At 71.2% G+C, this 24,330-nt stretch carries 21 protein-coding genes and 1 pseudogene; 11 read left to right on the top strand and 11 right to left on the bottom strand.

Features of this window, described 5'->3' with window-relative positions; all coding sequences use genetic code 11:
* Positions 1-32 precede the first annotated feature (32 nt).
* The gene (locus MMR14E_RS07170; RefSeq protein ID WP_331313466.1) at positions 33-1,307 is read right to left on the bottom strand and encodes an O-antigen ligase family protein; all 1,275 of its coding nucleotides are present in this window, start codon (positions 1,305-1,307) and stop codon (positions 33-35) included.
* 112 nt (positions 1,308-1,419) lie between these two features.
* Positions 1,420-2,427 (bottom strand): GTP-binding protein, encoded by a 1,008-nt coding sequence (locus MMR14E_RS07165; RefSeq protein WP_331313465.1) that lies wholly within the window; start codon positions 2,425-2,427, stop codon positions 1,420-1,422.
* Between the two features lie 293 nt (positions 2,428-2,720).
* Here MMR14E_RS07165 and MMR14E_RS07160 point away from each other — a divergent pair, with 293 nt between their 5' ends.
* The 3 genes from MMR14E_RS07160 (at position 2,721) to MMR14E_RS07150 (ending at position 8,888) form a co-directional block, all read left to right on the top strand.
* Positions 2,721-4,043, top strand: a complete 1,323-nt coding sequence (locus MMR14E_RS07160) for an efflux RND transporter periplasmic adaptor subunit (protein ID WP_331313464.1) — start codon at positions 2,721-2,723, stop codon at positions 4,041-4,043.
* A gap of 16 nt (positions 4,044-4,059) precedes the next feature.
* Positions 4,060-7,209 (top strand): CusA/CzcA family heavy metal efflux RND transporter, encoded by a 3,150-nt coding sequence (locus MMR14E_RS07155; RefSeq protein WP_331313463.1) that lies wholly within the window; start codon positions 4,060-4,062, stop codon positions 7,207-7,209.
* Between the two features lie 143 nt (positions 7,210-7,352).
* Positions 7,353-8,888 carry an efflux transporter outer membrane subunit gene (locus MMR14E_RS07150; protein WP_331313462.1) on the top strand — a complete coding sequence of 512 codons (1,536 nt, stop codon included), beginning with the start codon at positions 7,353-7,355 and terminating at the stop codon, positions 8,886-8,888.
* A gap of 175 nt (positions 8,889-9,063) precedes the next feature.
* Here MMR14E_RS07150 and MMR14E_RS29185 read toward each other — a convergent pair whose 3' ends face one another.
* From MMR14E_RS29185 to MMR14E_RS07130, 5 genes and pseudogenes are all read right to left on the bottom strand, one after another.
* Positions 9,064-9,402: a flagellar hook-basal body complex protein gene (locus tag MMR14E_RS29185; protein WP_419539318.1), complete on the bottom strand. Its 339-nt coding sequence runs from the start codon at positions 9,400-9,402 to the stop codon at positions 9,064-9,066.
* 21 nt (positions 9,403-9,423) lie between these two features.
* Positions 9,424-9,855: pseudogene (locus MMR14E_RS29180) on the bottom strand (flagellar hook basal-body protein); the annotation flags it as partial.
* Between the two features lie 137 nt (positions 9,856-9,992).
* Positions 9,993-10,466 carry a secondary thiamine-phosphate synthase enzyme YjbQ gene (locus MMR14E_RS07140; protein WP_331313460.1) on the bottom strand — a complete coding sequence of 158 codons (474 nt, stop codon included), beginning with the start codon at positions 10,464-10,466 and terminating at the stop codon, positions 9,993-9,995.
* Entirely contained in the window at positions 10,463-12,181 is a 1,719-nt protein-coding gene (locus tag MMR14E_RS07135) for a cisplatin damage response ATP-dependent DNA ligase (RefSeq protein WP_331313459.1), read from the bottom strand. The genes MMR14E_RS07140 and MMR14E_RS07135 overlap by 4 nt, the downstream gene beginning before the upstream one ends.
* Positions 12,178-13,233 (bottom strand): ligase-associated DNA damage response exonuclease, encoded by a 1,056-nt coding sequence (locus MMR14E_RS07130; RefSeq protein ID WP_331313458.1) that lies wholly within the window; start codon positions 13,231-13,233, stop codon positions 12,178-12,180. The genes MMR14E_RS07135 and MMR14E_RS07130 overlap by 4 nt, the downstream gene beginning before the upstream one ends.
* A gap of 464 nt (positions 13,234-13,697) precedes the next feature.
* On the opposite strand from MMR14E_RS07130, the gene MMR14E_RS07120 reads away from it, so the two are divergent.
* On the top strand, positions 13,698-15,446 hold the full coding sequence (locus tag MMR14E_RS07120; protein WP_331313457.1) for an ABC transporter ATP-binding protein: 1,749 nt from the start codon (positions 13,698-13,700) through the stop codon (positions 15,444-15,446).
* A gap of 12 nt (positions 15,447-15,458) precedes the next feature.
* On the opposite strand, the gene MMR14E_RS07115 is transcribed toward MMR14E_RS07120, so the two are convergent.
* The gene (locus MMR14E_RS07115; RefSeq protein ID WP_331313577.1) at positions 15,459-15,590 is read right to left on the bottom strand and encodes a hypothetical protein; all 132 of its coding nucleotides are present in this window, start codon (positions 15,588-15,590) and stop codon (positions 15,459-15,461) included.
* On the opposite strand from MMR14E_RS07115, the gene MMR14E_RS07110 reads away from it, so the two are divergent.
* Positions 15,589-16,275, top strand: coding sequence for a class I SAM-dependent DNA methyltransferase (locus tag MMR14E_RS07110; protein ID WP_331313456.1), 687 nt, complete (start codon positions 15,589-15,591; stop codon positions 16,273-16,275). The genes MMR14E_RS07115 and MMR14E_RS07110 overlap by 2 nt on opposite strands.
* 69 nt (positions 16,276-16,344) lie before the next feature.
* A complete protein-coding gene (locus MMR14E_RS07105; RefSeq protein WP_331313455.1) occupies positions 16,345-17,139 on the top strand; it encodes a YoaK family protein in 795 nt (264 codons plus the stop codon).
* Positions 17,140-17,157: 18 nt separating this feature from the next.
* Here MMR14E_RS07105 and arfB read toward each other — a convergent pair whose 3' ends face one another.
* Positions 17,158-17,589: an alternative ribosome rescue aminoacyl-tRNA hydrolase ArfB gene (gene arfB / locus MMR14E_RS07100; protein WP_331313454.1), complete on the bottom strand. Its 432-nt coding sequence runs from the start codon at positions 17,587-17,589 to the stop codon at positions 17,158-17,160.
* 171 nt (positions 17,590-17,760) lie between these two features.
* Entirely contained in the window at positions 17,761-18,057 is a 297-nt protein-coding gene (locus MMR14E_RS07095; protein WP_331313453.1) for a BolA family protein, read from the bottom strand.
* A 108-nt stretch (positions 18,058-18,165) separates the two neighbouring features.
* Between MMR14E_RS07095 and MMR14E_RS07090 the strand changes: the two genes are divergently transcribed.
* From MMR14E_RS07090 to cobT, 4 genes are all read left to right on the top strand, one after another.
* Positions 18,166-18,792, top strand: coding sequence for a J domain-containing protein (locus MMR14E_RS07090; RefSeq protein ID WP_331313452.1), 627 nt, complete (start codon positions 18,166-18,168; stop codon positions 18,790-18,792).
* Positions 18,793-19,000: 208 nt separating this feature from the next.
* Complete coding sequence (gene cobS, locus MMR14E_RS07085; protein WP_012320633.1) at positions 19,001-19,984, top strand: cobaltochelatase subunit CobS; 984 nt, start codon at positions 19,001-19,003, stop codon at positions 19,982-19,984.
* A gap of 17 nt (positions 19,985-20,001) precedes the next feature.
* Entirely contained in the window at positions 20,002-20,496 is a 495-nt protein-coding gene (locus MMR14E_RS07080; RefSeq protein WP_331313451.1) for a DUF29 domain-containing protein, read from the top strand.
* 6 nt (positions 20,497-20,502) lie between these two features.
* Positions 20,503-22,407, top strand: a complete 1,905-nt coding sequence (gene cobT / locus MMR14E_RS07075; RefSeq protein ID WP_331313450.1) for a cobaltochelatase subunit CobT — start codon at positions 20,503-20,505, stop codon at positions 22,405-22,407.
* A gap of 262 nt (positions 22,408-22,669) precedes the next feature.
* Here cobT and rpmB read toward each other — a convergent pair whose 3' ends face one another.
* Positions 22,670-22,972: a 50S ribosomal protein L28 gene (gene rpmB / locus MMR14E_RS07070; protein WP_012320636.1), complete on the bottom strand. Its 303-nt coding sequence runs from the start codon at positions 22,970-22,972 to the stop codon at positions 22,670-22,672.
* A gap of 377 nt (positions 22,973-23,349) precedes the next feature.
* On the opposite strand from rpmB, the gene MMR14E_RS07065 reads away from it, so the two are divergent.
* A complete protein-coding gene (locus tag MMR14E_RS07065) occupies positions 23,350-24,285 on the top strand; it encodes a DUF3108 domain-containing protein (protein WP_419539317.1) in 936 nt (311 codons plus the stop codon).
* The last annotated feature ends 45 nt before the right edge of the window (positions 24,286-24,330 follow it).

The raw sequence follows: 24,330 nt of genomic DNA, 5'->3' as shown, positions 1-24,330 counted from the left end.
TGCCGATCGGCCGCGACCGAGCGATGCCGCGCCTAGCGCCGCGTTTCAAGCGCGCCCGCCTGCGGCCGCGTGCCCGCGCGCAGCCGCGCGGCCTCCAGCGCCCAGACCATGCCCAGCATCATGTAGACGTGGCGCCACTTCTCGATGTCGATCTGGACCGCCTGCAGGAAGAACATCAGCAGCGCCGGCCAGACGATCTGCGCGTGCGCCCGGACCGGCGACGGCCGCGCCAGGAGCCGGAACCCGACGAGGCCGGTCGCCGCCACGAGGCCGATGAACACCGCGCCCCCGAGCCAGCCGCCGTTGGCGAAGGAGCCGATGTAGGAATTGTGCGGCTCGAGCCCGAAGGTCAGGCGCCAGTGCATCGGCCCCATCCCGAACGGCCGCTCCAGCAGCATGGCGAAGCCGCGGATCTGGTTGCCGAAGCGGCCGGTCTCGCCCTGGTCGTAATCCTGGGTCAGGGCCGCCCGGGTCTCGAACATCTTGTGAACGTGGTCGACCGAGAGCAGCCCGATCACCGCGACGGTGCCGAGGACGACCGTCGCGAGGGTCAGGAGCACGATGCGGCGGCGCAGGCGCGGGGAGGCGCTGCCGGCATAGACCGATCCCACCATCAGGAGCACCGCGACGACGCTCCCGCCCCAGGACCCGCGCGAGAACGACAGGAAGATGCCGGCCACGATGATCAGCAGGCCCGCGAGGGACACGAGCGGCCGGCGGGTCGAGCCGGTGAGCAGGCCGTGCATCAGGTAGAGGGCGCCGAGCGTCAGGAACGAGCCGAAGACGTTCGGGTCCTGGAAGGTGCCCGAGGCCCGGTCGTACTTGTAGAACAGGTCCTCGATCCCGAGCCATTGCAGGTAGCCGACGATGCCCAGAGCCGCCGAGAACACGCAGCTCGCCGTGTAGGCCTTGAGCGCCAGCTCCATCCGGGCCTGCGTGTCGTCCGCGAAGAACATCGCGAAGAAGACGCAGGTGATCGACAGGTAGATCAGCTGCACGGTCCAGGTGACCGGGAACTCCTCGTTCAGGTAGGGCAGCAGCGCGGTGACGATGGCCGCGAGGTAGAGCAGGAGGAGCGCCACCAGCGGCACCGCCCCGCGGTGCAGCCGCACGCCGAGGCAGAGCCAGAGCAGGATCGTGGGGATCGCGACCGCGTCGTAGGGGGACGTCTCCGAGAAGGCGAAGCAGGCGAAGAAGATGAACGCCGCGAACAGCGCCTTGGCCAGCCCCTCGACGGCCGCGATGAGCGGGATTCCGCCCGCCGACCCGGACGGGACCGGGCCTGCGGGCGCTGCGGTGTGGGCCATGGATACGCGGACTCCGCGGGCCGGTTACGCGGGCCCGCGCCGTCCGTGATGCCATCCAAACGTTGAGAATCGCCTTCCCGACGCCCGGCAGCCCGGAGGGCGGCTCCCCGGCTCAGGCGCGGCAGGCCTCGAAGCCCTCGGTGATCGCCGCCGGATCGAGGTTGCGGCCGATGAAGACCACCCGGGAGACCCGCTTCTCGTCCTTGCCCCAGTCGCCCTGAACGTCGCCGTCGAGGATCATGTGCACGCCCTGGAAGACGAAGCGCTTCGGCTCGTCCGGGAAGGCCACGATCCCCTTGCAGCGCAGGATGTCCGGACCCTGCGTCTGGGTCAGGTTCGAGATCCACGGCATGAACTTGTCCGGGTCGACCGCGCCCTCGATCTTGGCCGAGACCGAGCGGATGTCGGAATCGTGATGGTGGTGGTGCCCTGCCTCGAGGAAGTCGGGCTCGACGTCGAGGATGCGGTCGAGGTCGAAGGCGTTGCGCTCGAGCACCGCGTCGAGGGGCACGGCGCAGTTCCGCGTGCGGTGGAGCTTGGCCAGCGGGTTGATCGTGCGGATCTCGGCCTCGACGCGGTCGAGGTCGGCCGGGGAGACGAGGTCGCTCTTGTTGAGCAGGATCACGTCCGCGAAGGCGATCTGGTTCTTGGCCTCCGGCGCGTCCTTCAGGCGGTCGGACAGCCACTTGGCGTCGGCCACCGTCACCACGGCGTCGAGGCGTGCGGCCTCGCCGACATCCTGGTCGACGAAGAAGGTCTGCGCCACGGGGGCCGGGTCGGCGAGCCCGGTGGTCTCGACGATGATCGCGTCGAACTTGCCCCGGCGCTTGACCAGCCCGTCCATGATCCGGATCAGGTCGCCGCGCACCGTGCAGCAGACGCAGCCGTTGTTCATCTCGAACACCTCCTCGTCCGCGCCGACGACGAGGTCGTTGTCGATGCCGATCTCGCCGAACTCGTTGACGATCACGGCGTAGCGCTTGCCGTGGTTCTCGGTGAGGATCCGGTTGAGGAGCGTGGTCTTGCCCGCGCCGAGATAGCCGGTGAGCACGGTGACCGGGATCTTGCCGGCGGCGGAACCGGGTGCGGCCGGGACGGAAGCGTTGCTCGTATCGGACATGACGGGTTCTTCGGTGACAGGTGCGGGATCGCGCGGGCCTGGACCCGCGAGCGTTGTCATATTGTAACAAATCCCGTCAAAGGAAGACGGGGCCACACGGTTTCGCGACCGGGGCGCCGGATCGATTGCCTGTCTGACAAGCTTTGCTCTAGGCACGCGGGACCGCCGGAATCTTCCCGCGGCGCGCCATAGAAAAGCACCAGCGACCGCATTGATGTAGGCGTCGTCCGGGCACGTATCGTACTCTCGTCACCCAGCCCGGACTCTCGGTCCGGACCTAGAAGATCATCCGCATGGACGCCCGAAATCCGCTGGACCAGGACGAGGCCGTCGCCGTCCCCGCGCGCAGGCGCCGCTGGCCCGGCCTGCTGGTCATCGTCGTCCTGCTCGCGGCCGCCGTCGGCGCCGCCGTCGCGTTTCCCGACCGGACCCGCGAGGCCGCCGCGCATCTCGTCGCGGCCGTGACCGGGCTGTTCGCCCCGGGCAACCCGGACCCGGGCATCGACGCGGAGAAGGCCGGCCCCGTGGAGCGGGTGTTCCGGCCGTCCAAGGAGCAGCGCGCGGCCTTCGAGATCCTGCCGGTGGCCAACCTGATGTTCCGGCCCGAGGGCTCGGCCGAGGGTCGGATCGCCCTCAACGAGGACGACAACGTCCCGGTGGTCTCGCCCTATGCCGGCCGGGTGACGAAGGTCCTGGTCCGCGCCGGCGACGACGTGAAGGCCGGCGACGTGCTGCTGACGCTGGAGGCCACCGACATGGTCCAGGCGCAGAACGACTATCAGGCGGCCGTGAACAACCTCCAGAAGCAGCAGGCGCTCCTGAAGCTCGACCAGACGATCGCGCAGCGCCAGCAGGAGCTGTTCCAGGCCCACGCGACGGCGCTGAAGGACTACCAGTCGGCCCAGAACGACGTCATCGCCGCCCAGAGCGACCTGAAGACCGCCGAGGGCGCCCTCGACGCGGTGAAGAACCGCCTGCGCCTCCTCGGCAAGACCGACGCCGAGATCGCCGCCTTCGAGAAGAAGGGGACGATGAGCGCCGAGACGCAGATCCGGGCGCCCATCGCCGGCACGATCGTCCAGCGCAAGGTCGGCATCGGGCAGTACCTCTCGGCCTCCAGCGACCCGGTCTTCGTGATCGGCGACCTGTCGACGGTCTGGCTCGTGGCCAACGTCCGCGAGAGCGAGATCCCGCGGATCCGCATCGGTCAGGAGGTCGAGGCGAAGGTCGCGGGCTTCGGCGCGCGGGTGTTCAAGGCCCGGGTGAACTACATGGCCTCCAGCCTCGACCCGGCGACGCGCCGGCTCGCGGTGCGCAGCGAGGTCGACAACCCGGACCGGGTGCTGCGCCCGGAGATGTTCGCCACCTACACGATCATCACCGGCAAGGGCGAGCCGAGCCCGAGCGTGCCGCTGGCCGCCATCGTGTACGAGGGCGACCGCACCCACGTCTGGGTCGCGCGGCCGGACGGCGCCGTGGAGGCGCGCGACATCAAGCTCGGCCTGATCAACGGCGACAACGCCCAGGTCGTCCAGGGCCTGCGCGCGGGCGAGCAGGTCGTCACCCGGGGGGCCCTGTTCATCGACCGGGCGGCCACCGGCGACAAGGCGTCCTGAGCGGGGATCCGGTCCGATGAACGCCCTGATCACCTTCTCGCTGCGCCAGCGCGTGCTGGTGGTGCTGCTGTTCGTGGTGATGCTCGGCGTCGGCTACGGCGCCTACACGCAGCTCAACATCGAGGCCTACCCGGATCCGGTCCCGCCGCTCGTCGACGTGATCACTCAGAATCCGGGCCAGTCCGCCGACGAGATCGAGCGCTACATCACCATCCCGCTGGAGGTGGCGCTCGCCGGCATCCCGAACGCCCAGGTGGTGCGCACGATCTCGCTGTTCGGGCTCTCAGACGTGAAGGTTCAGTTCAACTACGAGTACACGTACGAGCAGGCGCTGCAGCGGGTGCTCAACCGCCTGTCGCAGGCCCCGACGCTGCCCAACGGCGCGACTCCGCAGATCTCGCCGACGAGCCCTGTGGGCGAGATCATGCGCTACAAGCTCGTCGGCCCGGCGGGCTACTCGCCCATGGACATGAAGACCCTGCAGGACTGGGTGCTGCAGCGCCGGTTCAAGGCGATCCCCGGCGTCGTCGACGTCACGGCCTTCGGCGGCAAGGCCAAGGAGTACGAGGTCGCGGTCGACCTGAACCGCCTCCAGGCCCAGGGCCTGACCCTGGTGCAGCTGACCAACGCGCTGAACAACGCCTCGATCAACGTCGGCGGCCAGACGCTGAACGTGGGGCAGCAATCGGCGGTGGTGCGCGGCATCGGCCTGATCCGCGACATGGACGACATCCGCGACACGATGATCAGCCTCGTCAACGGCACCCCGGTGCTGGTGCGGGACGTGGCGGAGGTGCGCGTGTCGAACGCCCCGCGGCTGGGCATCGTCGGCCACGACAACCAGCCCGACATCGTCGAGGGCATCGTGCTCATGACCCGCGGCGGCAAGAGCCTGCCGACGCTGGAGCGGGTCGAGGCCGAGATCGACAAGATCAACAGCTCCACGATCCTGCCGCCCGACGTGAAGATCGAGCGGATCTACGACCGCTCCGGCCTGATCCACACCACCACCCACACGGTGATGCACAACCTCGTCTTCGGCGTGGTGCTGGTCTTCGTGGTGCAGTGGCTGTTCCTCGGCTCGCTCACCAGCGCGATCATCGTGGCGGCCACGATCCCGTTCGCGCTCGGCTTCGCGATCCTGATCCTGGTGGTGCGCGGCGACTCGGCCAACCTGCTGTCGCTCGGCGCGATCGATTTCGGCCTGATCGTCGACGCCACCGTGATCATGGTGGAGAACGTCTTCCGCCACATCGCCGAGCCCGACCACGTGAAGGGCGAGGACCCGCCCGACGGGCTGACCGGGCGGCTCGGCACCATCGCGATCGCCGGCCGCGAGGTGAACCGGGCGATCTTCTTCTCGGCGACGATCATCATCGTCGGCTTCCTGCCGCTGTTCACGATGACCGGCGTCGAGGGGCACATCTTCGGCCCGATGGCCAAGACCTACGCGTACGCGCTGCTCGGCGGCCTGCTCGCCACCTTCACGGTCTCGCCCGCGCTCTCGGCCCTGATGCTGCCGAGGAAGCTCGAGGAGCGCGACACCCTGATCGTGCGGGTGCTGCGCGTCGGCCACGAGGCGGCGCTGCGCTTCGGCCTGCGCAACCGGGTCCTGGCGGTCGCCGTGATGGTGGCGGTGCTGCTGGTCTCGGGCCTCACGGCCCGCAATCTCGGCCTGGAGTTCCTGCCGCGGCTCGAGGAGGGCAACCTCTACGTGCGCGGGACGATGCCGTCCTCGATCTCGCTGGAGGCCGGCAACGCCTACGTCCAGCGCATGCGCAAGATCTTCCAGGAGGTCCCGGAGGTCACCACCGTCCTGTCGCACCAGGGGCGCCCGAACGACGGCACCGACGCCACGGGCTTCTTCAACGTCGAGATCCTGGCGCCGCTCAAGCCCATCGACCAGTGGCGCAAGGGCCTCGACAAGGAGACGCTGATCCAGGACCTCAGCAGGAAGCTGGAGGCCGAGTTCCCCGGCATCGAATTCAACTTCTCGCAGTATATCGAGGACAACGTCCAGGAGGCGGCCTCGGGCGTGAAGGGCGAGAACTCGGTCAAGATCTACGGCAACGACCTCGCGCAGCTCACCAAGACGGCGAACGCCGTGAAGGCGGCGCTCGCCACCGTCCCGGGCGTCACCGACCTGTCGGTGTTCGAATCGCTGGGCCAGCCGACGGTGCGGATCGACGTCGACCGCCACAAGGCGGCCCGCTACGGCCTGTCGATCGGCGACGTGAACACCACGATCCAGGCGGCGATCGGCGGCCAGACCGCGGGCGACCTCTACGAGTACGGTTCCGACCGGCACTTCCCGATGCGGGTGCGCCTCGCGAAGGAGTACCGCTCCTCGCTCGCGGGCATCCGCAACATCGCGGTCGGCGCCCAGAACCCCAACGGCGGCGTGATCCAGGTGCCGCTCTCCGAGATCGCCGACGTGGACCTCGTCTCGGGCGCCTCGTTCATCTACCGCGAGGACCAGGAACGCTACATCCCGGTGAAGTTCTCGGTGCGCGGCCGCGACCTCGGCAGCGCCGTGATCGAGGCGCAGCGCAAGGTCGGCGAGGCGGTGGACCTGCCGCCGGGCTACCGGCTCGAATGGGTCGGGCAGTTCACCAACCTCAAGGAGGCGGCCGCCCGGCTGAGCCTCGTGGTGCCGATCACGCTGCTGCTGATCGCGCTGCTCCTCTACATCAACTTCTCGTCGGTGGCCGACATGCTGCTGACCCTGTCGGTGATCCCGATGGCGATGATCGGCGGCATCTTCGCCCTGGCGCTGACCGGCACGCCGTTCTCGATCTCGGCCGCGATCGGCTTCATCGCGCTGTTCGGGATCTCGACCATGGAGGGCGTGATCCTGCTGGCCTACTACAACCAGCTGCTCGATGAGGGCTGGAAGCGGCAGGAGGCGGTCTGGCACGCCGCGGTGGTGCGCATGCGCCCGGTGATGATGACCTGCGTGGCGGCCTGCGTCGGCCTGCTGCCGGCCGCGGTCTCCACCGGCATCGGCTCGCAGGTGCAGAAGCCGCTGGCGCTGGTGGTGGTGGGCGGCATCATCCTGGCGCCGAACCTGATCCTCGTGATCGTCCCGGTGCTGATCTCCCTGTTCTCCCGACGCCGCCCGAACCCGGACGCCCAGGCGCGGCCCGCGCATCGGGCCGCCGCGTGAGCCGGCTCGGGATCGTCCGGGCCGGCGCGCCGCCCGTTGCAGGGGCGCCACAAGGACCGCGCCGCGCGCGCCATCTGGGGACGGCTGGATTGACTTGGCAGCGGGTCGCGCCGCTCTACCGAGGTGTGGTTTTCGGGGGCGGGATGGTGAGCTTTGCGCCGAGACGGTGCGGACGGGCGACCGCGTGGCTGGCGGCCTCCCTCGGCCTGTCGGCCTGCGCGGTCGGCCCGAACTACGTGGCGCCCGAGGCCCCGCCGGTCGGCCGCTACACCAGGGAACCGCTGCAGAACCCCTCCGCGGCCGACAAGATCCGGACCCGGCAGGGCGGCTCGGCCGACCAGAGCTTCGTGTCCGGCGCCGACATCCCCGGCCAGTGGTGGACACTGTTCCACTCGAAGGCGCTGAACCGCCTCGTGGAGCAGGCGCTCGCCAACAACCCGTCGCTGGAGGCGGCCCAGGCCTCCCTGCGGGTGGCGCAGCAGAACGTGCTCGCCCAGAAGGGCACGCTCTATCCGAGCCTGACCGCGACGCCGCAGATCCAGGGGGCGCTGGCGCCCGGTCTCGACCTGCAATCGCCCCTCAACAACCAGAACCAGTATCTCTACAGCCTGTCCACGCCGCAGGCGGTGGTCTCGTACAATCCGGACGTGTTCGGCGGGAACCGCCGGCAGATCGAGTCCCTGGAGGCCACCACCGAGAACCAGCGCTTCCAGCTGGAGGCGGCCTACCTGAGCCTGACCGCCAACGTCGTCGCCGCCGCGATCCAGGAGGCGTCCCTGCGCGCGCAGATCGACGCGACCCGCAAGGTGATCCAGGCGCAGACCGAGGTTCTGCAGCTCTACAACAAGCAGCTGTCGCTGGGTCAGATCGCCGGGGCCGACGTGGTGCAGCAGCAGGCGGCGCTGGCGCTGTCGCAGCAGCTGCTGCCGCCGCTGGAGAAGGCGCTCGCGCAGCAGCGCAACCTGCTGACCGCGCTGGCAGGACGCCTGCCCTCCGACGAGGTCTCCGAGACCTTCGACCTCGCCGCCCTGCGCCTGCCGACCCGCCTCCCGGTGAGCCTGCCCTCGCGGCTCGTGCAGCAGCGGCCCGACGTGAAGGCGGCGGAGGCCCTGGTGCAGCAGGCGAGCGCCAATGTCGGCGTGGCGCTGGCGAACCGCCTGCCGCAGTTCAGCCTGACCGCCACGGGCGGCTCCAGCGCCACGCGGATCGCGCAGGTGACCAGTCCGGGCGCCGCGTTCTTCACGATCATCGGGCAGGCGACGGCGCCGATCTTCGATGCCGGCACCCTGTTCCGGCGCCAGCGCGCCGCCGAGGAGTCGCTGACGGAGGCGCAGGCGCAGTACAAGGCGACGGTGATCACCGCCTTCCAGAACGTCGCGGACGCGCTGCGGGCGCTCCAGGCCGACGCGAAGGCCGTGGCCGCCGCCGACGCCGCGGTGAGCGCCACGAATCAGAGCCTCGCCCTGATCCGCAAGCAGTACACGGCCGGAGCGATCACCTCGTCGCAGGTTCTGATCGCCCAGCAGGGCTATCTCTCGGCGCTGGTGACCTCGGCGGCGGCGCGCGCCACCCAGTACGCCGACACCGCCGCGCTGTTTGTGGCCCTGGGCGGCGGCTGGTGGAACCGCGCCGACGTGGCGCCGCCCCCGCCCGAGAAGGACCCGCTGAAGATCCTGTGACCGGATCGCCGACGCCGCGCGCTCCCGAATCCCGATGCGCGCGCACGGCGTCGGGGCTGCGGAGCTGCGGCTCGCTCCCTCCGATCCCCGTCGTCGCGCCGCGGCCGACGACGACTCCGATGCCGGGCGCCCGCGCGCTCGCGGACGACCGCCGGGTGCGCCCCGCGGGACCGCGTCAGGTGTACATCGCGATGGCGTCCTGGAGCATCTGGTCGGTCGTGCTCATGACCTTGGTGTTGGCCGTGTAGGCCTGCTGGGTCTCGATCATCTTCGAGAACTGGTCCGAGATCCCGGCATTCGACTGCTCCACCGAGCCGGCCGTGATGGTCGCGCCGTTGAGGCCGTAGCTCGGAGTCCCGGACTGGCCGGTGGCCACGTAGGTGCCGCCGTCGAGCGAGGCGAGGTTGTCCTGCATGCCGAACTGCGCCAGCTGCAGCGTGCCGAGGGCCAGGGTGCTGCCGTCCGCGGCCGTGCCCGTGAGGGTCCCGGCGGGCGAGACCGCGAGGCTCGCCAGGGTGCTCGCCCCGGTCGGGACCTGCACGGGGGTCGTCGCCGCGGGGCCGGCGAACAGGTAGTAGCCCGCGCCGTTGGAGAGGTAGCCGCTGGCGTCCGGCGCGAAGTCGCCGCGCCGCGTGTAGCCGGTGTCGCCGGCGAAGGCCGGGCTGTCCGGCGTCCCGGTGTTCTTCTTGACGACGAAGTAGCCGTTGCCCGAGATCGCGAGGTTGGTCGCCACGCCGGTCGACTGCATCGTGCCCTGGATGTTGAGGCTGTTGCGCGTGCTCGGCATCACGCCTCCGGCCAGCTGCGTGCTGTCGCCGGTCTCGGCCAGCATGTCGGCGAACCGCGTCTCGGTGGACTTGAAGCCCACCGTCTGGGTGTTGGCGATGTTCCCCGAGATGTTGTTCAGGGCCAGCGACTGCGCCGAGGCGCCGGAAATCGAGTTCGAGAGCGCGGTGAAAAGGCCCATCGGGGTCTCCGTTCGCCGGAGCGGCACGGTCCCCGATCCGACGGAGACCGATAAGGGCCCACTATGGTTAACCGACGGTGTGTGACCGCGTGTTGCCGGCCCGGCGCGGGCCGCCCCGCGCGGCGCCGTCGGACGCGTCACGCCCCGAGCACGCTCAGCACGATCTCCCGCCGGTGCGGCCGGTCGCGGTGCTCGATCAGGTAGATCCCCTGCCACGTGCCGAGCGCCAGCTGTCCGCCGACCAGCGGGATCGTCAGGGCCGAATCGGTGATCAGCGCGCGGATATGGGCCGGCATGTCGTCCGGCCCCTCGGCACCGTGGACGTAGCCGGCCTGCCGCGGCGCGAACCCGTCCAGCGCGGTCATCAGGTCGGTCTGGACGTCGGGGTCGGCATTCTCCTGGATGGTCAGCGAGGCCGAGGTGTGCCGGCAGAACACCGTGACGAGCCCGTCCCGGACGCCGCTGCCGCGCACGAACGCGGCCACGGCCGCGGTGAAGTCCGTGAAGCCCGGCCCCGGGGTCGCGACGGTGAGGCGGCCGCTGGCGTGGCGCTCCACCGGGCCTGAGGCCAGCGCCTCGACCGGCCCGACCCTGCCGTGTGCCTGCCTCATGCGGTCTTCTCCATCAGCGCCGTGCCCGGCGCGATCTCGCGCTCGCCGCGGGCGAGGATCCGTTCGAGCACGTCGATCCGGTCGGCCTCCGCGGGCGGCTTGTCCCAGCGGATGCGGCTGACCCGGGGGAAGCGCATCGCCACGCCAGACTTGTGCCGGGTCGAGCGCTGAACGCCCTCGAAGGCGATCTCGAGGACGAGCCCGGCCTCGCGGCCGTGGGCGACCTCGCGCACCGGGCCGAAGCGCTTGGTGGTGTTGTTGCGGACGTAGCGGTCGAGCTTGGCGAGCTCGGCGTCGGTGAAGCCGTGATAGGCCTTGCCCACCGGCACCAGCTCGTCGCCGCCCTCGGGCGCCGCCCGCCAGACCCCGAACGTGTAGTCCGAGTAGAAGGACGAGCGCTTCCCGTGGCCGCGCTGGGCATACATCATCACCGCGTCGACGATGTGCGGCTCGCGCTTCCACTTCCACCACGGCCCCTTGGGGCGTCCCGGCAGGTAGGGGCTGTTGAGGCGCTTGAGCATCACGCCCTCGATGGCGTCGGCATCCGCGCCGGCGCCCACCGAGGCCGGGTCCGCCCGGGCGGCCGCCAGGGCCTCCCAATCCGCGAAGGGCACGAGCGGCGAGATGTCGATCCGCGCGTGGTCGAGGCGCGTGACCAGCGCCTCCAGCTTCCGCCGCCGGTCCGCGAAGGGCTCCCCGCGCAGGTCGTCGCCCTCCAGAGTGAGCAGGTCGTAGGCCCGCACGTGGGCCGGGAACTCCTCCAGGAGCTTGCCCGTCACGGCCTTCCGGTTCAGGCGCTGCTGCAGCACGTTGAAGCTCTGCACCCGCCGCTCGCGGAGGATCAGCAGCTCGCCGTCGAGGGCGCCCGCGAAGGTGATGGCCTCGGCGAGGTCCGGGAACGCCCCGGTGATGTCCTCGCCGGTGCGGGAATAGACCTTCCCGACCTGCTGGCCGGCCCGGTCGAGGCCGCCGACGAGCTGGACGCGGATGCCGTCCCACTTCCACTCGGCCGAGAAGGCCGCGGCCTCCAGCTTCTCGAGGTCGGCCTCCTCCTCGATCGGGTGCGACAGCATCGGCGGCCGGAACGGCGCGGGGTTCAGGGTCTCGGGCCGCGCGGCCCGGCCCTCGACCCAGGCGAACAGGGTCTCGAAGGGCGGGGTCAGCCCGTGCCAGACCTCCTCCACGGCGTCGGCGTCGTGGCCGCCGAGCGCGCCGACCGCGGTCTTGGCGAGCCGCGCCGACACGCCGACCCGCAGGTTGCCGGTGACGAGCTTCAGGAGCGCCCAGCGCCCGGTCTCGTCGAGGGCGTCGAGCCAGTCGGCGAGATGGCGGGGCAGCTCGCGCTTGGGGATGGTCGCGAGGGTCTCCACGACCTCGGCGAGGGTCGGGACATGCGGCGGCGGGTTGTTGTGGCCGGGGCCCGGTTCCCGCGGCGCCTCCGCCGGTCCCGGCCAGATCAGCGCCGTCGTCTCCGCGAGGTCACCCACGTAATTGTGCGAGAGCCGGAACAGGACCGGGTCGATCCGCGCCTCCACCAGCCCCCGGATCAGGGCCGGCTTGGCCTCGCGGAAGCTCAGCGTGCCGGTCATGGCGCCCAGCGCGTAGCCCCGCTCGGGATCGGGCGTGCGCGCGAAGTAATCCTGGAGCATCCGCAGCTTGGCGTTGCGGCGCGGCTCGTAGGCGAGGCGGTCGAGCAGGTGGGCGAAGTCGTTCACGCCGCCGCCTCCGCCTCGGAGGCCGCCTCCGAGGCCCCCTCGACCTCGCCGTCATCGCCGTAGCCGAGCAGGTGGAGCGGCTTGGCCCGGATGCCTTCCGTCCCGCACCAGTGGACCAGCGCGTCCTCCTGGCCGTGCGTCACCCAGACCTCCCCGGCGCCGGTGTCGCGGATGGTGCGGCACAGGTCCGGCCAGTCGGAATGGTCGGAGATCACCAGCGGCAGCTCGACGCCCTTCTGACGGGCGCGGGCGCGCACGCGCATCCAGCCCGAGGCGAAGCAGGTCACCGGGTCGGGGAATTTGCGGGACCACAGATCCTGGATCGACGAGGGCGGGCAGAGCACGATCGCCCCGTGCAGGTCCTTGCGCTCGGCGGCCACGACCTTCGGCGTGTCGCCCAGCGGCACGCCCTCCTCCTTGTAGAGCGTCGTCAGCTTCTCCATGGCGCCGTGCAGGTGGATCGGCCGGTCCCAGCCCTCCTCGCGCAGCAGCGCCATCACCCGCTGCGCCTTGCCGAGGGCGTAGGCCCCCACGATGTGGGCCCGTTCCGGGAACAGCCTGACCGATTCGAGGAGCTTGCGGACCTCGCCCCGCGTGTCGGGGTGGGTGAAGACCGGCAGGCCGAAGGTCGCCTCGGTGATGAACACGTCGCAGGGCACGACCTCGAACGGCAGGCAGGTCGGGTCCGGCGCGCGCTTGTAGTCGCCCGAGACCACGACCCGGACCCCGTCCCGCTCGATGGCGATCTGCGCCGAGCCGAGGACGTGGCCGGCCGGGGCGAAGCGCACGGTGACGTCGCCGACGCGGAGCGCCGCGCCGAGTTGCGCCTCCTGCCGCTGGCGGCAGAAATCCGCGCCGTAGCGCACCGCCATGATGCGCAGGGTCTCGGGCGTCGCCAGCACCTGACCGTGGCCCGCGCGGGCGTGGTCGGCGTGCCCGTGTGTGATCAGCGCGCGCTCCACCGGCCAGGTCGGATCGACGTGGAAGCGCCCGAGGGGGCAGTAGAGACCCTCGCGGGTCAGGGTGAGGAGATCGCTGGCGCGTATCGGCATCGGGTCCGTGCTGCCGGTGGAGTCCGCCGGTGGCCCCGGTATATAGGCGCCCCCGACCCGGCAGACGCATGGCCTCGCAGCTCAGTTCCGGCGACCTCCTCGCCGATCGCCGCTACCGCTACGCCGAGGCCTGCCTCGCCGACGGCGACCACGCGGGCGCCGCCGACCTCGCCGAGCAGGTTCTGGAGCGCGCCCCGCGCTACGCGCCGGCCTGGCTCCTGCTCGGCCGGGCGCGCGCGGGTCTGCCGCCTGTGACGACGTCGCGGCCTGCCTCGGATGGCGCGCCGGCCCCGCCTGCGCTAGGAGCGCGCTCGAGAGTCCTCTTGCGCAGGCGCTCTGCCCGGGGGCGTCGGGCTGCCGGCGGCGGCGCGTCTGCTGCCTGCGCCACCGCCTCCCGGGGGTGCCGTCCTGCGGCGCGCTCTGCCCCGTCGAGTGCGCCGCCCAACGCTGATCCGAGCCGCGCGATGCTGAAGGCCTTCCTCGCCTATTACCGGCCGTACCGGACGCTGTTCCTGGTGGATTTCGGCTGCGCGGTGCTGTCGGGCCTGCTGGAGCTCGGCTTCCCCATCGCGGTGAAGGGCTTCATCGACAGCCTGCTGCCCCGGCAGGACTGGGGCCTGATCCTGCTCGCCGCGGCCGCGCTGGCGCTGGTCTACGTCGCCAATGCCGGCCTGATGGTGGTGGTCACCTACTGGGGCCACGTGCTCGGCATCAACATCGAGACCACCATGCGGGCGCGGGCCTTCGACCACCTGCAGAAGCTGTCCTTCCGCTTCTACGACGGCCAGAAGACCGGCCACCTCGTCGCCCGGGTGACCAAGGACTTGGAGGAGATCGGCGAGGTCGCCCATCACGGGCCCGAGGACCTGTTCATCGCCGTGATGACGCTGCTGGGCGCCTTCGCGCTGATGCTCTACGTCCACGCGCCGCTGGCGCTGATCACCGCGGCGATCCTGCCGCTGATCGCCTTCGTGTCGATCCGCTACGGCGGCCGCATGACCCGCAACTGGCAGGCCCAGTACGGCCGGGTCGGCGCCTTCAACGCGCGGATCGAGGAGAATGTCGGCGGGATGCGGGTCGTGCAGGCCTTCGCCAACGAGCCCCACGAGCGCGCCCTGTTCGCCCTCGACAATGCCCGTTACCGCGACACGAAGCTCGAGGCCTACCGGCTGATGGCGGCCGGCCTGTCGATCAACTATCTCGGCCTGCGCCTCGTCCAGATCGCGGTGCTGCTCGGCGGCGCCGCCTTCGTGGTCCGGGGCGACCTGACGCCCGGGGGCTTCGTGGGCTTCCTGCTGCTGGTGGGCGTGTTCTACCGGCCGCTGGAGAAGATCGGCGCCGTGGTCGAGACGTATCCGAAGGGGGTCGCGGGCTTCCGCCGCTACCAGGAGTTGCTGGCCACCGCGCCCGACATCACCGACCGTCCGGACGCCCGCGCGGTCGGCGCCCTGCGCGGCGACATCCGTTTCGAAGGGGTCGGCTTCGGCTACGGCCCCGGCCGCCCGGTCTTCACCGGCCTCGACCTCGCGGTCGCGGCCGGCGAGACGGTGGCGTTCGTGGGTCCCTCGGGGGTCGGCAAGACCACCCTCTGCGCGCTGCTGCCGCGCTTCTACGAGGTCGAGGCGGGCCGCATCACGGTGGACGGCATCGACATCCGCGCCATCACCCTCGCGTCGCTGCGCCGCCAGATCGGCATCGTGCAGCAGGACGTGTTCCTGTTCGCCGGCACGATCCGGGAGAACATCGCCTACGGCCGCCTCGACGCCACCGAGGCCGAGATCGACGCCGCCGCGCGGCGCGCCCGGCTCGGCGGGCTGATCGACGGGCTGCCGGAGGGCCTCGACACGGTGGTGGGCGAGCGCGGCGTGCGCCTGTCCGGCGGACAGAAGCAGCGCATCGCCATCGCGCGGGTGTTCCTCAAGAACCCGCCGATCCTGATCCTCGACGAGGCGACCTCGGCGCTCGACACCGAGACCGAGCGGGAGATCCAGCGGGCGCTCGCCGAGCTCGCCCGCGGGCGCACGACCCTGGTGATCGCCCACCGCCTCGCCACCATCCGGGACGCCGACCGCATCGTGGTCCTGGGGGAGGGCGGGGTCGTCGAGGAGGGCCGGCACGCGGCCCTGCTCGCCGCCGGCGGCCCCTACAGCCGCCTGCACGCGGCGCAGTTCGGGCGCGGCGAGACCGGGGCGGGCGTCCTCGCGGCGGAGTGAGGACCGGCCCCGCTAGGGCGGCCCCGCCGCCGCGCTCGACTCGCGCACCACGAGGCGCGTGGGGAACAGCTTCTGGGCGAGGTCGTCCGGCGCCCGCGTCCCCTCGATCAGTTCGACCAGCGTCGCGAAGGCGAACCGGACCATGTCGAGCACCGGGACATCGACCGAGGTCAGGCTCGGCGACGGCCTGCCGGTCCTGTCGCCGGCCTATATCCGCGCCCTGTTCGACGGCTACGCGCCGCGCTTCGAGCGCCACCTCGTTGAGGGTCTGGGCTATGTCGGCCCGCAGCTCGTCCGCGACGCCCTGCCGCGCGATCCGGAGCGCTTCGCGGTGGCCCTCGATCTCGGCTGCGGCACGGGGCTGATGGGCGAGGTCGTGCGCGACCGGGTCGACCATCTCACCGGGATCGATCTCTCCCCCGGGATGCTGGCGCTCGCGCGGGCCAAGACGTCGCGCGGCCGGCCGCTCTACGAGCGCCTCGTCGCGGGCGACGTCGCCGCCGTCCTGGCCGACATGCCGGAGGCCTCGGTCGACCTCTGCCTCGCCGCGGACGTCCTGATCTACGTCGCGGATCTCGCGTCGTTCCTGTCGGGCGTGGGGCGGGTGCTGCGGCCCGGCGGCCTCGGTGCCTTCACGGTCCAGTCCCACGACGGATCCGGCTCCGTCCTGGGCGAGGACGGCCGCTACGCCCACGCGGAGGCCCATATCGCGGCGATGGCCCCGGCGCGCGGCCTGGAGATGCTGACGGCACGCCCCGCGGAAATCCGCCGCGAGGGCGGACGGCCGGTGCCGGGGCGCGTCGTTGTGTTGCGGCGCACATCGGCATGAAACCGCTCCGCTATTCGTCCATTGTCAGTCGACCGCGGCTGGGCGCGGCGGCTTGATCGGGGGATCAGCATGGCGGAATACGGAAGTCGGACAGGCGGTGCAGCACCGGGGCGGAAGCCCGAACCTCCGGCCGACAAGTCCTTTCCCGCCGATCCGCGGACACGCATCCCGTTCGCGATCGCCCTGGCGGCGCTCGCGGGCTGCGCCGACTCCATCGGCTTCCTGGAATTCTCGCAGCTCTTCATGTCGTTCATGTCGGGCAACACCACCCGCTTCGGCGTGGCGGTCGCCAATGGCGACTGGGAGAACGTCACCCGTGTCGCCAGCACCATCTGCACGTTCTGCTTCGGCGCCTTCCTGGGGACGCTGATCGCCGCCTGGGTCGGGCGCTGGCGCCTCGCCGTGCTGCTCACGCTCCAGGCCCTGCTGCTCGCGGGCGGGCTCTTGATGCCCTGGGGCACCTTCGCCTACCCGCTGCACGCCTACCCGATCGTCCTGGCGCTGGGCCTCCAGAACGCGACGCTCCAGGACGAGGGCGGCCGCTCCCTCGCGCTCACCTACGTCACCGGCGCCGTCGTGCGCTTCGGCACGGGCTGCGCCAACCTGCTGCTCGGCACGGTCGCGCCCTCCTTCTGGATCCAGGCACCGCTCTGGGCCGGGCTGAGCACCGGCGCGGTCGTGGGCGGCCTGCTCGACATGCGCTACGGCGAGTCGGCCTTCCTGTTCCCGGCAGCGCTGGCCGCCATCCTGGCCCTGATCGCGATCGCCCTGACCCTCGCCAAGCCGGGCAGCACCCTGGTGGCCGGCTCGTCACCGGCGCCCGATGCCAGCCCGAAGGCCGAGGTCATCGACGCGATCCACTGAGACGCGGGCGGAGCGGGGTCAGCCGTCGGAATCCTTGACGCTGCCCCGGCCCTGCTTGATCGCGGCGCGGCTCTTCTTCGCGCCGATACGCCGCTCCTGCGAGCCCCGGGTCGGCTTCGTGGGCCGGCGGATCGGCGGCGGCGGCTTGGCCGCCTCCGCGACGAGATCGACCAGCCGCTGCAGCACGTCGGCCCGGTTGCGCTCCTGCGTCCGGTGCCGCTGCCCGGCGAGGACGAGGACGCCGTCCTTGGTCATCCGCCGCCCGGCGAGCCGCACGAGATTGGCCTTCACCCGCTCGTCGATGGCGGCCGACGCCAGCGCCGCCCAGCGGAGCTGGACGGCGGTCTCGACCTTGTTGACGTTCTGCCCGCCGGCGCCGGAGGCGCGCATGAAGGACAGCTCGATCTCGTCCTCGTCGAGGAGGATGCGCGGCGTCACCCGCAGGGGCATGGCGGCCTCCCCGGCAGCGCGCCGACGGCGCGCGTCGCCCCCGCCGCGGGCACGGCGCCGACGAGCGGGCGGATGCGGATCGGCGGCCCCGTCACCATATCTGTCCCGTGCCTCCCGTCCCGCTCACCGCGCCCCGTCGGAGAAATACGCCCCCGTTCCGGGCGCCCCGGTTCAGGCTGCCTCGGCCGGCGTGCGGGCGCGGAGCGCCAGGGCGTGCAGCCCCCGCTTGAACGCGTCGTCGAGCAGCGCGTTCACCAACCGGTGCCGCTCCACGCGGCTCTTGCCCTCGAAGGCCGACGCGACGATGTCGAGTCGGTAGTGGGTCTCGCCCCCCGGCCGCGCTCCGGCGTGGCCGGCATGCAGATGCGACTCGTCGATCACGTCGAGCCGCGCCGGCGCGAGCTGCTCCCGCAGCCGCGCCTCCATCCAGTCCCGCAGGGTGCCGCCCGCGCCCACACCGTCCACCATCGTGCCCTCGCGTCGTGTCCGTAGGTGCCGTCAAGCCCGATCCCGCGCATGCGTCATCAGGCCCGGTGCCCTTGTGTCTCAGGTCCGCCCCCTCATAATCGGCCCGTCATGGATCTCAACTCGCGCCTGTTCGACAGCATCCGGATCAAACCGTCCTGCGACGAGCCGAAGCCCGCCGCGGAAGCCGGCTGCGAGAGTCCGGGCTGCACGCATCCGGGCCTGTACCGGGCGCCGAAGGGGCGGAAGGCGGAGGGCCAGTACTGGCGCTTCTGCATCGACCATGTCCGCGCCTACAACGCGACCTACAACTACTTCGACGGCATGAACGACGCCGCCGTGCAGGCCTACCAGAAGGACGCGATCATCGGTCATCGCCCGACCTGGGCGATGGGCGTGAACCGGACCGGACAGGCCAAGCCGGCGGACGAGCCGGCGCGCGACTGGGCCTATGTCGACCCGCTCGGGATCCTGCGCGGCGAGGGCGTCGGCGACGCGCGCCGGCGCGCCCGCCAGCCCGAGGAGCCGCGCAAGCCCAAGCACTCGGCGACGGTGCGCCGGGCCCTCGACGTGATGGGCCTCGAGGAGGGGGCGGATTCGGCCGCCATCAAGGCGCAGTACAAGGTGCTGGTGAAGCGCTTCCACCCCGACGCCAACGGCGGCGACCGGTCGTTCGAGGAGCGGCTGCGCGACATCATCCGCGCCCACGACGTGCTCCGCGCGGCCAATCTCTGCTGAGCGGCACGAACGATGCACGCCGGTTCGCACCCAGGATAGGGCAAACCGCGCGGGGCGGCCCTATATGGGATCCATGCCGGTCGGTGGCGCGCGAGCGCGCCGCCGTCTAAGGATGGCTCCGCCCCGCCGCGGAGGCCCGGCTCGACGTCCTTCCGCGCGGATGCTTCACTGTTTGGGAGTGGAGCGCCCGCGCCTCACGAGGTTCCGAATGCTCTCTGACGCTACGCCCGCCGCGCTGCCCGACCGCACCGTCTCCGTCCGCGATGTCTTCGGCATCGACCTCGACCTGAAGGTGCCGGCCTTCGCCGAGCCCGAGGAGCACGTGCCGGATGTCGACCCGGACTACATCTTCGACCGGGAGACGACCCTCGCGATCCTGGCCGGCTTCGCCCGCAACCGGCGCGTGATGGTCACCGGCTATCACGGCACCGGCAAGTCGACCCATATCGAGCAGGTCGCCGCCCGGCTGAACTGGCCCTGCATCCGGATCAACCTCGACAGCCACGTCTCGCGCATCGACCTCGTCGGCAAGGACGCCATCGTCCTGCAGGACGGCAAGCAGGTCACGGCCTTCCAGGACGGCATCCTGCCCTGGGCGCTGCAGAACAACGTCGCCCTCGTGTTCGACGAGTACGATGCCGGCCGCCCGGACGTGATGTTCGTGATCCAGCGCGTGCTGGAGCTCTCGGGCCGGCTGACGCTGCTGGACCAGAAGCGCGTCATCCGCCCGCACCCGGCCTTCCGGCTGTTCGCCACCGCCAACACGGTCGGCCTCGGCGACACGTCGGGCCTCTATCACGGCACGCAGCAGATCAACCAGGGCCAGATGGACCGCTGGTCGATCGTCACGACGCTGAACTATCTGCCGCACGACCGCGAGGTCGACATCGTGCTCTCGAAGGCGACCCATTACCGGGGCGACCAGGGCCGCGACATCGTCAACCGGATGGTGCGCGTCGCGGACCTGACCCGCAACGCCTTCATGAACGGCGACCTCTCCACCGTCATGAGCCCGCGCACGGTGATCACCTGGGCCGAGAACGCCGACATCTTCAAGGATATCGGCTTCGCCTTCCGGGTGACCTTCCTGAACAAGTGCGACGAGCTGGAGCGGACGCTGGTGGCCGAGTTCTACCAGCGCGCCTTCGGCAAGGAGCTGCCCGAGAGCGCGGTGAACGTCGCGCTGAGCTGACCCGCATGGAGGACGCGATGGCGCATCCGGCCCCGACGCGCGAGGACGCTCCGGCGACTGCGCACGCCCGGGTGCGGACGCGCTACGCGGACGATCTCTACACCTGGGTTCAGGAGCAGGTGGCGCTGCTCCGCGCCGGCCGTGTGGACGCGCTCGACCTCGAGAATATCGCCGAGGAGCTGAGCGACGTGGGCCTGAGCGAGTATTACCGGCTTCAGAGCGCAGTCGAGATCATCCTTCTGCACATGCTGAAGTGGGACCATCAACCGGCGCGGCGAAGCCGCAGCTGGGCACTCAGCATCGCCGAGCATCGGGAGCGCGCCCTCATCCAGATGCGGAAGAGCCCCGGCTTGAAGTCGAGCCTCGACGAGATCCGGCACGATGCGTTCCGGCTTGGTCGCCTCGGGGCAGCCCGCGAGATGAAACGCGCGCTCAAATCCCTGCCCGCGGATTGTCCCTACAGCTGGGACGAGATCCTGAACCGCCCCTTCGCGTTCGACGACGACCGGTAGCCCCGCATGTCCATCTCCAACCGCAAGCCCGGCGAGCGCCGCGAACCCGTGGCCGAGCCCCTGAAGCGCTCGGTGGCCGGGTGCCTGCGCGCCATCGCCCGGCGCTCCGAGGTCGAGGTCACCTACGCCACCGACCGGCCGGCGCTGACCGGCGACAAGGCCCGCCTCCCCGAGCCGCCGCGCAAGCTCTCGGCCCAGGATGTCGCGGTGCTGCGCGGCAATGCCGACGCCATGGCCCTCCGCCTCGGCTGCCACGACGTGGCCGTCCACCGCCGCCTCGCGCCCGAGAACAGCGCCGCCCGCGCGGTCTACGACGCGGTCGAGCAGGCGCGCGTGGAGGCGATCGGCTCGCGCCGGATGGCGGGCGTGGCCAGCAACATCTCGGCGATGCTGGAGGACCGCTACCACCGCGGCGGCAAGTACGAGACCATCACCGACCGGGCCGACGCCCCGATGGAGGACGCCGTCGCCCTGATGGTGCGCGAGCGCCTGACCGGCCAGAAGCCGCCCGAGGCCGCCACCAAGATCGTCGAGCTGTGGCGCGAGCATATCGAGGCCAAGGCCGGCCCGAACCTCGACGGGCTGCTCGGCTCGATCGAGGACCAGCGCAAGTTCGCCCGCTCGGTGCGCGACCTCCTGACCTCCCTCGACATGTCGGACGAGACGCCGTTCGACGCGGAGGACGACGAGAACGACGACGAGAACGACGCCCAGGACGACGAGCAGAACCCCAGCGAGGGCGATTCGGAGGAGAAGAGCCAGGGCGAGCGCGCCGAGATCGAGACCTCCGAGGAGGCCTCCGACGAGATCGAGGAGGGCGCCCAGGAATCCGCGGACGCGCCGTCGGGCGAGCTGCCCGAGGAGGCCGAGGACACGGAGTCCGAGGAAGCCTCGGAGGCGTCGCGCCCGCCGCAGCGGCAGGGCAACGAGGCGCGCGGGCCCGAGTACCGGGTGTTCAACCCCCGGTTCGACGAGGTCATCCACGCCGAGGAGCTGTGCGACGCCGACGAGCTGTCGCGCCTGCGCTCCTACCTCGACAAGCAGCTCTCGCACCTGCAGGGCGTGGTCGGCCGCCTCGCCAACCGGCTCCAGCGCCGCCTCCTCGCCCAGCAGAACCGCGCCTGGGACTTCGACCTGGAGGAGGGTCAGCTCGATCCGGCGCGGCTGGTCCGCGTCGTCATCGACCCCTACCAGCCCCTCTCCTTCAAGCAGGAGAAGGACACGAACTTCCGCGACACGGTGGTCACGCTGCTGCTCGACAATTCGGGCTCGATGCGCGGCCGGCCGATCACCGTCGCGGCGACCTGCGCCGACATCCTGGCGCGGACGCTGGAGCGCTGCGGCGTGAAGGTGGAGATCCTGGGCTTCACCACCCGCGCCTGGAAGGGCGGCCAGAGCCGCGAGGCCTGGCTCGCCGCCGGCAAGCCGCCGAACCCCGGCCGCCTGAACGACCTGCGCCACATCGTCTACAAGGCGGCGGACGCACCCTGGCGGCGCGCGCGGAAGAACCTCGGGCTGATGATGCGCGAGGGTCTGCTCAAGGAGAACATCGACGGCGAGGCCCTCGACTGGGCGCACAAGCGCCTGCTTGGCCGGCCGGAGCAGCGCAAGATCCTGATGGTGATCTCGGACGGCGCGCCGGTGGACGATTCGACCCTGTCGGTGAATGCCGGCAACTACCTCGAGCGGCACCTGCGCTGGATGATCGAGGAGATCGAGACGCGCTCGCCGGTGGAGCTGCTGGCCATCGGCATCGGCCACGACGTGACCCGGTACTACCGCCGCGCCGTGACGATCATCGATGCCGAGGAGCTCGGCGGGGCGATGACCGAGAAGCTGGCCGAGCTGTTCGAGGAGGACGGCGCGGCGCCGGCGGGCCGCATGCTGCGCGCGGCGGGCGGCCGGCGCTGATCGCCGGTTCGGACCGAGCCGCTGCTCCGGCTCCCGGGCCGTCCGGTCCGGGACCTCATCCTGAGGTGACCGAGCGCTGCGACTGACGCGTCCCCGCCGTCATCGCGAGCGAGGACGGCGGCGTCGGAAGCATCGACCGGAAACGGCCTGCACGGGACTGTCCGAATCAGTCCGCCTGTCGCGCGCAAGCGGAAACCGCCCCGGCCCCGGGGGCCACGGCGGTTGGAACCGTCCGATGAAGGATGGCTGGAAGCCCGACGAATCAGGCCGCGGCGGCCGGGGTCTCGGCGAGCTTCTTGTGGATCTCGCGCTTCAGGAGACGCGCGGTCTGCGACAGGTCGCCCTCGCCGGCCTTGATCAGGAAGGCGTCGAGGCCGCCGCGGTGCTCCACCGAGCGCAGGGCGTGCGCGGTGACCCGCAGGCGGACGCGCTTGCCCAGCGCGTCGGACTGGAGGGTGACGTTGCACAGGTTCGGCAGGAACCGGCACTTGGTCTTGCGGTTCGAGTGGCTCACGAGGTGGCCGACCTGAACGGCCTTGCCGGTGAGTTCGCAGCGGCGCGCCATGATAAAAAACGATCCCGTCTCGTTCCGCCCGGTGAAGACCCGATCGCGGCCGGCGCGATCATCGTCGCAGCGGGCGGCGCCCATTGCGTGTTCCAGGTCCGGCGGAGTCCTGTTGAAGGCGCGAGCCTATAGGCGACGAAGGCGCGGTGCGTCAAGGTGCAGAGGGAGGCCGGCGTCGCGCCGGACGCCCAACGATCTGTTAACCACGATGCCGGGATATAGCCTTCTTCCACCTGCAGGAAGGCGCCTCGCCCGCTCCGTGCGTCGCAGAGGACGCCGGCGAGCGGGTGTGTTCGAGAGGGTGCGTTCGAGCGAGTGTCTTGGCCCGCCCGCCCTGGGATGCGATCCGGATCATGAGCGCCACGCCAATCCGTCGAATGATCAAGCCGTCGAAGACGCACGCTGTCGGCCGCCTCGCGGGCAGCCTCGCGGGCAGCCTCCTGGCGGTCGCGACCCTCGCGGTCCCGACCGATGCCGGCGCGCGGGCGTCGCGGACCAAGCGGGCCGCGCCCGCCGCCGCGACCGTGGCGGTCGATTACGGGATCAACCTCGCCGGCCTCCCGATCGGCACGGCCCGCCTCGCCGGCTCCTTCGACCGCGACCGCTACATGATGGACGTGTCTGCCGTGCTCACCGGCCTCGTCGGGGCGATCACCGGCGGCAAGGGCTCCGCCCGGGCCTCCGGAAGCTTCTCGGCCGCGCCGCAGCCCGGCGCCTTCGCCATCGCGACCCAGACGGCGACCTCCGGCATCGCGGTGCGCATGGCCCTGGCGCGCGGCAACGTCGTCCAGGCCGAGATCACGCCGCCGCTCGTCGACATGCAGGACCGCGTGCCGGTCACGCCGGCGAACAAGCGCGGCATCATCGACCCGGTGAGCGCGCTGCTGATGCCGACCCAGGGGCGCGGCGAGCCCCTCGACCCGGAGAACTGTAACCGGACCCTTCCGGTCTTCGACGGCGCCACCCGCTTCAACGTGGTGCTGAGCTACGCCGAGACCCGCCCGGTGCAGAAGCCCGGCTATGCGGGGCAAGTCCTCGTGTGCAACGCCCGCTATCAGGCTGTGGCCGGCCACCGCCCGGACCGGCCGGGGGTGAAGTTCATGGAGGAGAACCGCGAGATGTCGGTCTGGCTCGCCCCCGTCGAGGGGACGCGCGTCCTGATCCCGCTGCGCATCTCGGTGCTCACCACGATCGGCACCAACATCATCGAGGCCACGCGCTGGAGCCAGAGCGGCACGTCGGCGACCGCCGGCACGGCTGGCACCGGCACGGCCGGCAACAGCGTCGCGCAGGCGAGCCTGGCCGCGCAGTAGCGGCGGCGAGGGGGGCGTTTGACCGGCGGCCGGTTTCCCGGCACC

Origin of the sequence: Methylobacterium mesophilicum, assembly GCF_036441335.1 — a bacterium.
GTDB classification, from domain to species: domain Bacteria; phylum Pseudomonadota; class Alphaproteobacteria; order Rhizobiales; family Beijerinckiaceae; genus Methylobacterium; species Methylobacterium mesophilicum_B.
The sequence above is the reverse complement of the archived record's forward strand: the minus strand, read 5'-3'. Positions and strand labels throughout refer to the sequence as shown.